The organism is Mycolicibacterium peregrinum (assembly GCF_001665625.1).
Taxonomy (GTDB): Bacteria; Actinomycetota; Actinomycetes; order Mycobacteriales; family Mycobacteriaceae; genus Mycobacterium; species Mycobacterium peregrinum_B.
Window position 1 is genome coordinate 1 of record NZ_LZSY01000022.1, and the last position, 7,491, is coordinate 7,491.

The following is a 7,491-nucleotide window of genomic DNA, read 5'->3' on the forward strand; positions in this document are numbered from 1 at the left end:
GAGTGGGCTGCCAACCCGAAAGCCCGCCGTAGGTGGGCTATCTGGCGGTCGCACCTCGTGCGCCGCCACCACCCCAATCGCCGGATCAAAAAGAAAGCCCGACCGGGCACCTCGGGGGTGAGGGTCCGGTCAGGCTCGTGGGAGTTCTGGTGGTTACGGGTTCAGGTGGCGATGGTGGGTACCGGGCACGCTGAGTATGTCAATCTGCGTTGGCCCCAGTTGGGCGGTTTGAAATGGCCCCAGTTTCGGCTATGGGCGGGGTGTGGAGGGTGCGGTGATGCGTTGCGTGAGGGCATTGACCGTCGGGCATGGACCGGAGGGGGATGTGCGGGATTTAGCGCCGTGGTGGTCCGTGGAGACGACTGGTTGTGGTGTGACATCGGTGTGTCGTTGGATCGCTGCGTTGATCCGATGACACGTGTAGCTCCCGGGGGTAGTGGGTTATCTTGGTGTGCCGCGGGTTTCGTGGCGAGATCTGGTGTCGCGATACGTGGTGGGTGTCACCCCGAACCAGCGTTTGCAGGCGCGGGTGAACACGCTGTGCTCGGCGTAGCCGAGCTGGCGCGACACGTGGGACACGGGTAGGTCAGTGCCGACGAGCAGGCGGTGGGCCAGTTCACGGCGGGTCCGGTCGACCAGTTCGGGGAAGGTGGTCCCTTCCGCGACGAGGCGTCGCTGCAGGGTCTTGGGGTGGATGCCGAACTGATGGGCCACCAACCCCGCCGTGAGCTCGCCAGTGGGCAGCAGTTGGCGCACCATGTTGCGCACCGTGTCGGCGATGTCGCGTGTGCGCTGACCGTGGGCTTCTGTCAGGTAGTGCATGGCGAGTCGGTGTGCCAGGGGATCGTGGGTGAGCGGGCGCTGTAAATCCTTGGCGCGCAGGGTGAATCCCGCGATCGGATCGTTGAAGTGGGCTGTGCATCCGAAGTAGCCGCGGTAGTCGGAATCGGTTCCCAGCGGCCGGTGCGGCAGGTGCACGGCGACGGGTCTGTACGCAGCGCCCAGGAACAGGCGCAGCACCTGCAGGGTGAGGCCCAATGCTAGTTCGATCGCCTGGGATTGCGGGGGCGACGGTTGCAGCAGGAAGTCGTATTCGAACCGCCGCAGCGTCGGATCGGCATGGTCGGTGATGCGTGCGGTGATACCGGGGCTGTGGGAGCTCATGTAGGTGTCCAGGATGGTGAACGCCTCGGCGACGGTGGCCGTGGTGCGGGCCGCCAGCGCGACGGGGCCGAGGATGTCGATGCTCTGGTGCTGCGCGAGTTGGCGTCCGAAGTCGGGCACATCGAGGACCGTGGCCGCGTTTTCGACCGCGGCGATGGCGCTGCGCAGCGGAATGTAGCGGTCATCGTTTCCCGCGTCGGCGGGATCGATCCCGGCCGACGCCAGCAGCGCGTCCGGATCTCCCCCGTGGGTGCTGACAAGCGGAGCGAACCCGGTGAGCGACGATCCACGGACCAGATGCATGTCCACGATAGTCAAGAAGAGGTCCAGCAAAGTCAAGACAAGCGGGTGCCGGGTCGTGCAGAGTGGGTGCCCGGGTCGGGGGACCTGATGTGTTGTGGTCGACCCGATGAGGGTGAGCCGCAACGGAGATGAACCAGGGGAACCCCGTGAACCGATGTACCACCGCACTGCTGGCCGCCGCGGCACTCGCCGCTGCTCCGCTGGCCATCGCACCGATCATCAACGCACCCGCGGCGACCGCGGATGTCTGCGCGAGTGCGGGGGGCCGGCACTTCTCCGCGGGCGGCTGCACCAACATCGCCGGCGACGTCGCTGTTGGCACCGCGATCGCGGCCCAGCATGTGCCGTATGTGCCGGGCGAGATCCCGTGCTACACCGTCGAAGGCGTTCCGTACTTCACCCCGCCCGGCCAACCCTGCTGACCAGCGGCGACTGCACACACCGCGGCGCCACACCAGCTAACCTGCACCCGAGCGGCCCCGCGAGCGGACCCGCGGTGCCAACTGACAATCAGAGGAGAACGAATGAGGTTCGGCAAGGTCGTGGCGATCACTGTCGCCGCGGCGGTGGTCGTTGCGATCGCGGGCTGCGGCGGCAAATCCGAAGCGCCCGCGGGTAGCACTACGGTGCCGGCGCAGGAAATGCGCGCGATCGCCAAAGAGGCCTACGTGTACGGCTTCCCCATGGTGGACATGTACCGCATCGAGAACGCCTACGCGGTCAACAAGGACAGCGGCCAATACCTGGGTGACTGGAACCAGATCCACAGCATCGCCCGCGTGTTCACACCGGCCGACACCACGGTGCAGACACCCAACTCCGATACGCCGTACTCGTTCCTGGCAACCGACCTGCGGACCGAGCCGCTGGTGCTGACGGTGCCGCCGATCGAGCAGGGCCGGTACTTCTCGCTGCAGTTCATCGACAGCTACACCTATGTCTATGACCTGATCGGCAGCCGCACGACCGGCAATGGTGGTGGCACCTACCTGCTGGCCGGCCCCGGCTGGCAGGGGGACAAGCCAGCCGGCGTCGACAAGGTGATCCGCACCGACACTGACTTCGGGCTGGTCCTGTACCGCACGCAGCTGTTCAACCCGGCCGACCTCGACAACGTCAAGAAGATCCAGGCCCAGTACAAGGTCGAGCCGCTCTCGGCGTTCCAGAAGACCCCGGCCCCAGCCCCTGCGCCCGCGGTCGACTTCATCACGCCGCTGACACCGGACCAGGAGAAGACGTCGTTGGACTTCTTCAAGATCCTCAACTTCACATTGAAGTACGCACCGGTCAAGCCCGAGGAGAAGGAGCTGCGGGAGCGGTTCGCCAAGATCGGGATCGGACCCGACGGGGGCTTCGATCCCGCCACGCTCAGCGACGAGCAGCGCACCGCCATCGAGGGCGGCATGGCTGATGCGTGGGCCGAGTTGCACACCTTCCAGACCGAACAGCTGCAGACCGGCAAGGTGACCTCCGGTCAGCTGTTCGGGTCCGCCGAGCAGTTGGGCGGCAACTACCTGTACCGGTTCGCCGGAGCGGTGATGGGCATCCTGGGCCTGCCGGGCGCCGAAGCCATGTATATCCCGCTGACCAACGACTCGGCCGGCGCCAAGCTCAACGGCGCGAACAACTACACGCTGACCTTCCCCGCTGGGCAGCTCCCGCCGGTGAAGGCGTTCTGGTCGGTCACCATGTACAAACTGCCGCAGATCCTGCTGGTGGACAACCCGATCAACCGGTACCTGATCAACTCGCCGATGCTGCCGGACCTGGTGCGCGACCCCGACGGTGGAATCACGATCTACTTGCAGCACACCTCTCCGGGACCGGAAAAGGAATCCAACTGGCTGCCGACCCCGGCCGGTGACTTCGAGATGATCCTGCGGACCTACTGGCCCGAGCAGGCAATCACCGACGGTAGCTGGACGCCACCGAAGGTATCGAAGAGCTAACCGGTCGAAACCCGCAGTGGCCCCGCCGGATTCGGGCGAGCCGGGAGTGGGAGGCGACCGGATCGTGAAGGATAGGGACGCGCCGGGGAACGCCGATGCGTGGTATACGGCCCGCCGGGGCCGCGGAAAGGATACAAGCAAATGACTACGGGCCCAGAGGTTTCCAGGACGCATCTGCCGATTCCGAGCGCGCCGCGAACGGGGCTGGTCACCTACGACGCGAAGGATCCGGATACCCCGCATCCGCTGATCCGGGACGTCCGGCCCCCGGAGGGCGCCCCTAACATTCTGGTGGTCCTGCTCGACGACGTGGGTTTCGGTGCGGCCAGTGCGTTCGGTGGGCCGTGCGCCACCCCGACCGCCGAGAGGCTGGCGGCCGGCGGTCTGAAGTACAACCGGTTCCACACCACCGCGTTGTGTTCGCCGACGCGGCAGGCCCTGCTCACCGGGCGTAACCATCACTCGGCGGGGATGGGTGGGATCACCGAGATCGCCACCGGTCAGCCCGGCTACAACTCGGTGCTGCCCAACACCATGTCGCCGATCGCGCGGACCCTCAAGCTCAACGGGTACAGCACCGCCCAGTTCGGGAAGTGCCACGAGGTGCCGGTTTGGCAGACCAGCCAGGTCGGACCGTTCGACGCCTGGCCCAGCGCCGGTGGGGGTTTCGAGCACTTCTACGGCTTCATCGGTGGCGAAGCCAACCAGTGGTACCCCTCGCTGTACGAGGGGACCACGCCGATCGAGGTGGACCGCACCCCCGAGCAGGGCTACCACCTCACCGAGGATCTGGCGGACAAGGCGATCGCCTGGATCGGTCAGCAGAAGGCCCTCGCACCGGACAAGCCGTTCTTCACCTACTTCGCGCCGGGGGCCACCCACGCCCCGCACCACGCACCCAAGGAGTGGATCGACAAGTACCAGGGCAAGTTCGACGCCGGCTGGGATGCGTTGCGGGAGCAGACCTTCGCCCGGCAGAAGGAACTCGGCGTGATCCCGCCGGACGCGCAGTTGACGCCGCGGCCCGAACAGATCCCGGCCTGGGACGACATGCCCGAGGAGCTCAAGCCGGTGCTGCGCCGCCAGATGGAGGTCTACGCCGGGTTCCTGGAGCACACCGATCACCACGTCGGCCGGGTCATCGATGCGCTGGACAAGCTCGGGATTCTCGACGACACCTTGGTCTACTACATCGTCGGTGACAACGGCGCCTCCGCCGAGGGCACCTTCAACGGCACGTTCAACGAGATGCTGAACTTCAACGGGATGGCGGCGCTGGAGACACCCGTATTCATGATGGAACGTCTCGACGAGTTCGGCGGCCCGGACTCCTACAACCACTACGCGGTGGGCTGGGCGCATGCCATGTGCACCCCGTATCAGTGGACCAAGCAGGTCGCCTCGCATTGGGGTGGCACCCGCAACGGCACGGTGGTGCACTGGCCCAACGGTTTCCAGGCCCGCGGCGAGCATCGTGATCAGTTCCATCACGTGATCGACGTGGCGCCCACGCTGTTGGAGGCCGCCGGTATCCCGGAGCCGCTGTTCGTCAACGGGGTGCAGCAGGCGCCGATCGAGGGCACCAGCATGCGGTACTCGTTCGACGACGGCGGGGCAGCCGAGCGGCACGAGACGCAGTACTTCGAGATGTTCGGTAACCGCGGCATTTACCACAAGGGCTGGACCGCGGTGACCAAGCACAAGACGCCGTGGGTGCTCATGGGCGAGGACACCGTCGCATTCGATGACGACGTGTGGGAGCTCTACGACACCACGGTCGACTGGACCCAGGCGAAGGATCTGTCGAAGGAGCAGCCGCAGCGGCTGCACCAATTGCAGCGACTGTGGCTGATCGAGGCGACGCGCTACAACGTGCTGCCCTTGGACGACAACCTCACGGTGCGGATGAACCCCGACCTGGCGGGGCGGCCCGTGCTGATCAAGGGCAACACGCAGGTGCTGTTCGCGGGGATGGGGCGGCTCTCGGAGAACTGCGTGCTCAACCTCAAGAACAAGTCGCACTCGGTGACCGCCGAGATCGACGTGCCCGAGGGCGGTGCCGAAGGCGTGATCGTCGCGCAGGGTGCCAACATCGGCGGCTGGTCGCTGTATGCCCACAATGGCCAGCTCAAGTACTGCTACAACCTCGGTGGCCTGCAGCATTTCTTCGCCGAATCCGCCGAACCGCTGCCTTCCGGTGCGCATCAGGTGCGCATGGAGTTCGCCTATGACGGGCCGGGTCTGGCCAAGGGCGGCACGGTGACGCTGTTCGTCGACGGCGCCGCGGTGGGTACCGGGCAGGTGGCGGCAACGCTGACCAACGTGTTCTCCGCCGACGACGGTCTCGATGTCGGTTCGGATACCGGTTCGGCGGTCTCACCCGACTACCGACCGGGTGATAACCGCTTCACCGGCCGGGTGCGCGGCGTGCAACTGGCCATCGCCGAGGAATCCGACGCCGCGGGCCATCAGGTAGACCCCGCCGAGGCCGTGCGCATCGCCCTGGCCCGCCAGTGACCAGCGCTCAGTGCGTCCGTTTGACGAGCAAGAAGGAGAATCGATGATGCCCACGACGCTGACCCGACTGGCGGCTGCCGGAGCCCTCGCACTGGGTGCCGCCGCGGTGATAGGTGGTGCGGTAGCGGCCGCGGAACCATCGGCAGATTCGGCCCGTCCAACGAACTGCACCGCCGCCGACCTTGCCGGCATCGCGTCCGGGGTCGCCGCGGCCACCTCGGCGTACCTTTTCACCCATCCTGACGTCAACGAATTCTTCACCGACCTGCACGGCCGCCCTCACGGCGAGGTACCCGAATCCACCCGGGCCTTCTTCGACGCCCACCCGCAACAGCACGCAGAACTAAGGGGTATCCGCCAACCTCTGGTCGATTTCCGCAACCGCTGCGGATACAGCGAGCCCAATCCACTCGGAGGGGCACAATCATGAAGAGATCACGCTGGTCGGTCCAGACCCGTGCCATGACGACGGCGCTCGCGCTGTTCACGTTGCCCGGCGTCATCGTGTTGGCCGCGCCGGCGGGCACGGCCAGTGCGGACGTGTGCGCCAGCGCCGGGCGCCGCATCTCGGTCGGCGGATGCGTCAACATCGCCGACGCGGTCGCACCCTACGTGCCGCCCCCGGCCTACTACGCCCCGCTGCCCGAAGACCCACCGCCGCCACCACCGCCGCCGCCGCCGGGGTCCAACATCAGCGGCTGCATCGGCTACAACGGCCGCTGGGTGAGCGCCGGTGGCTGCAACTGACACTCGACCACCATGTCAGGCCGGTGATCCTGACACCACGACGACCTGCTTGCTCAGTTGAGCCTGGCGCGGGAAGAAAGCTGAGAGTTGCTGCATCCGAACGCAACGACCGCGACCGCCGCTCCACTTCCCACACCAAAAATGGTTAGCTGGCTGCCGTGGTTTTCTGGTTGCGGGTGTGGGCCAGGCGGTAGGAGTTGGTGCCGGTCTCGATGATGGTGCCGCCGAAGGTGAGTCGGTCGACGATGGCAGCGCAGAGCCGCGGGTCGGTGAATGTCTTGGTCCAGCCGGAGAAGGCTTCGTTGCTGGCGATGGCGATGGCGTTCTTTTCTTCCCGCTCGGTCAACACCTGGAACAGCAGTTCGGCGCCGCGTTTGTCGAGTTCCATATAGCCCAGTTCATCCAAGAGCAAAAGGTCGACGCGGCCGTAGCGGTTGATGGTCTTGGTCAGTTGTTTGTCGTCGGCGGCTTCGACGAGTTCGTTGACCAGTCGGGTGGCCAGGGCGTAGCGCACCCTGAAACCGCGTTCGGCAGCGGCGGTGCCCAAGGCGATGAGCAGGTGGCTTTTGCCGGTGCCGGAGTCGCCGATCAGGCACAAAGGTTGGCCCTTGCTGATCCAGTCTCCGGTGGCCAGCTGGTGGATGGTGGCGGGGTTGATGTTGCGGTTCGCCTCGAAATCGAAGTCAGATAGCCATTTTTGGCGAGGGAAGCCGGCGGCTTTGACTCGGCGAATGGTGGAGCGGCGGTCGCGGTCGTCGCACTCGGCCAGCAGCAACTCCGCCAGAAACCCCTGATACGACAGTTGTTCGCC

The 7,491-nt window shown here is 66.0% G+C and carries 7 protein-coding genes; 5 read left to right on the forward strand and 2 right to left on the reverse strand.

Going from position 1 to position 7,491, the window contains the following annotated elements:
- Nucleotides 1–441 precede the first annotated feature (441 nt).
- A complete protein-coding gene (locus A5779_RS03900) occupies nt 442–1,467 on the reverse strand; it encodes an AraC family transcriptional regulator (RefSeq protein ID WP_064879181.1) in 1,026 nt (341 codons plus the stop codon).
- Nucleotides 1,468–1,613: 146 nt separating this feature from the next.
- Here A5779_RS03900 and A5779_RS03905 point away from each other — a divergent pair, with 146 nt between their 5' ends.
- The 5 genes from A5779_RS03905 (at nt 1,614) to A5779_RS03925 (ending at nt 6,680) form a co-directional block, all read left to right on the forward strand.
- Entirely contained in the window at nt 1,614–1,889 is a 276-nt protein-coding gene (locus tag A5779_RS03905) for a hypothetical protein (RefSeq protein ID WP_082941517.1), read from the forward strand.
- Nucleotides 1,890–1,991: 102 nt separating this feature from the next.
- Nucleotides 1,992–3,416: a DUF1254 domain-containing protein gene (locus A5779_RS03910; protein ID WP_064879173.1), complete on the forward strand. Its 1,425-nt coding sequence runs from the start codon at nt 1,992–1,994 to the stop codon at nt 3,414–3,416.
- A 141-nt stretch (nt 3,417–3,557) separates the two neighbouring features.
- The gene (locus tag A5779_RS03915; RefSeq protein ID WP_064879175.1) at nt 3,558–5,933 is read left to right on the forward strand and encodes an arylsulfatase; all 2,376 of its coding nucleotides are present in this window, start codon (nt 3,558–3,560) and stop codon (nt 5,931–5,933) included.
- Between the two features lie 46 nt (nt 5,934–5,979).
- A complete protein-coding gene (locus A5779_RS03920; RefSeq protein WP_064879183.1) occupies nt 5,980–6,363 on the forward strand; it encodes a heme-binding protein in 384 nt (127 codons plus the stop codon).
- Nucleotides 6,360–6,680 carry a hypothetical protein gene (locus tag A5779_RS03925; RefSeq protein WP_064879177.1) on the forward strand — a complete coding sequence of 107 codons (321 nt, stop codon included), beginning with the start codon at nt 6,360–6,362 and terminating at the stop codon, nt 6,678–6,680. Before A5779_RS03920 ends, A5779_RS03925 begins: the two co-directional genes overlap by 4 nt.
- A gap of 145 nt (nt 6,681–6,825) precedes the next feature.
- Here A5779_RS03925 and istB read toward each other — a convergent pair.
- Nucleotides 6,826–7,491, reverse strand: a 666-nt coding sequence (gene istB, locus A5779_RS03930; RefSeq protein WP_064879180.1) for an IS21-like element helper ATPase IstB, incomplete at its 5' end; no start/stop codon positions are given.